The following is a 1759-nucleotide window of genomic DNA, read 5'->3' on the forward strand; positions in this document are numbered from 1 at the left end:
CGCACGCCCCGCAGGCCGCGGTCCTCGCGTGACACACCCGTCGGGCGTGGAAGATGATCCGGTGACTGGCGTCGGTCCACTCCGCGCGCGGGAGCAGCCGCGCCACCTCCCGCTCGATGCGGACCGGGTCGGTGGCCTCGGTCCACCTCCAGCGCGCGACCAGGCGCATGAAATGCGTGTCCACCGTCAGCCCGGGCACGCCGAACGCGTTACCGAGCACCACGTTGGCCGTCTTCCGCCCGAACCCGGGGAGGGTGACCAGGTCGTCGAGCCGCCGCGGCACCTCGCCGTCGTACCTCTCCACCAGCGCCGCGCCCAGACCCTGGATGCTGCGTGCCTTGTTGCGGTAGAAACCGGTCGGACGGATCAGCGCCTCCAGCTCCTCGCGGTCCGCGCCCGCGTAGTCCGCGGCCGTGCGGTACCGGGCGAACAGGGCGGGTGTGACCTCGTTGACCCGCTTGTCCGTGCACTGCGCGGACAGGATCGTCGCGACGCTCAGCTCCAGCGGGTCGCGGAAGTCCAACTCGCAGTAGACGTGCGGGAACGCGCTCTCGAGGGTGCGGAGCATGCGCCTGGCGCGGCGGGTGCGCCCGAGGTCGGTTTCCACCCCCCTCGCGGCCACCCCTCGTCTGCGGCGCTTCGTGGAAGCTGGAGCGGGGTCGGGCATGAGTCCACATTACGGCCCGGACCACCCTCGGGTGCGCCGGCCCGCGCGTGCGCGCCGGCCCGCGGGGGTGTTTACTCGGGGTCATGCAGGGAATCCTCGTCGTCCTGGTCCCGGTCCTCCTCGCCGGCTTCGCCCTCCTGATGGACAAGTTCGAGGCCGCCATCCTGGCCGAGCCGGAGAAGATCGAGACCTGACCCACCCCGGTCGCCGCGCGTTGGTCACACCTGGGGCACCGGAACGGCTACAGTGGCTTTCGCCACACGCACGCCATGGCGCGGACCTCGCTCGTCCGCGCCCGAACGGGAGGGTCACAGACTGTGACGATAGATCGCCGCACGGACCAGTCTGCCGACGACGTACTCACCCGGGCCGGCATCTTCCAGGGTGTCGAGCCCGCGGCCGTCTCGGCGCTGCGTGCCGACCTGACCCGCGAGGAGTACTCGAAGGGTGACGTGATCATCCGCGAGGGCGAGCAGGGCGACAGCCTGTACATCGTCACCTCCGGCAAGGTGAAGCTCTCCCGCAAGGCCCCCGACGGCCGCGAGAACCTGCTGTCGATCCTCGGCCCGTCGGACATGTTCGGCGAGCTGTCGATCTTCGACCCGGGCCCGCGGACCTCCTCGGCGGTCTGCGTCACCGACGTCTCCGTGCAGGCCATGGACCGCTCCGCGCTCAAGCGGTGGATCTCCGAGCGTCCCGAGATCTCCGATCAGCTGCTCCGCGTGCTGGCCCGCCGCCTGCGCCGCACCAACAACAACCTGGCCGACCTCATCTTCACCGACGTCCCCGGTCGCGTGGCCAAGGCGCTGCTGCAGCTGGCCCAGCGCTTCGGCACCCAGGAGGGCGGCAACATCCGCGTGACGCACGACCTCACGCAGGAGGAGATCGCCCAGCTGGTCGGCGCCTCCCGCGAGACGGTCAACAAGGCCCTGGCCGAGTTCGCGCACCGCGGCTGGCTGCGGCTCGAGGGCAAGAGCGTCATCATCTCCGACACCGAGCGCCTGGCCCGCCGCGCCCGCTGAGCTGAGCCCCGCCGGCCCCGTCGGCCCCGCCGGCCCCGTCGGCCCCGTCGACAAGAGCGTTCCGCACACA

2 protein-coding genes are annotated in these 1759 nt (G+C 71.4%); one reads left to right on the forward strand and one right to left on the reverse strand.

Translation table 11 applies throughout. The annotated features are described in order from the left end of the window. The coding region (gene nth, locus G6031_RS12500; protein WP_187702266.1) for an endonuclease III at positions 1-667 on the reverse strand (667 nt) is incomplete at its 3' end. A gap of 317 nt (positions 668-984) precedes the next feature. Between nth and G6031_RS12505 the strand changes: the two genes are divergently transcribed. Next, entirely contained in the window at positions 985-1689 is a 705-nt protein-coding gene (locus G6031_RS12505; RefSeq protein ID WP_182610554.1) for a cyclic nucleotide-binding domain-containing protein, read from the forward strand. Positions 1690-1759: the final 70 nt, after the last annotated feature.

The sequence above is a fragment of the Dietzia sp. CQ4 genome (assembly GCF_014145125.1).
GTDB classification, from domain to species: domain Bacteria; phylum Actinomycetota; class Actinomycetes; order Mycobacteriales; family Mycobacteriaceae; genus Dietzia; species Dietzia natronolimnaea.